Source organism: Niallia sp. 01092 (assembly GCF_052318935.1).
Classification (GTDB): domain Bacteria; phylum Bacillota; class Bacilli; order Bacillales; family Cytobacillaceae; genus Niallia.
In genome coordinates this window covers 1-231 of record NZ_JBQRKO010000093.1, presented here as the reverse complement: position 1 = coordinate 231, position 231 = coordinate 1, and the positions used below count along the sequence as shown (strand labels likewise).

General features: G+C 36.4%; 1 pseudogene. It reads left to right on the top strand.

What is annotated here, in order from left to right:
* Positions 1–231 (top strand): annotated as a pseudogene (locus ACTXGU_RS22460) (IS5/IS1182 family transposase); the annotation flags it as partial.

The following is a 231-nucleotide window of genomic DNA, read 5'->3' as shown; positions in this document are numbered from 1 at the left end:
CGAAGGATGTTATAAAGAAGGAGCGAAAAGTAAATCCTATTCTGTAACCATCAAATCAACGGTACATAAGGACCAAGAATCATTTCAAAATACAGAAAGGTTTAAAGAATTAGCGAAAACTCGCTATAAAATTGAAGCGAAAAATAGTGAACTTAAACACAGACACGGTTATGAAACAGCCTCATCCTCGGGTCTATTTGGCATGGAAATTCAAGGAGCTACAGCGATATT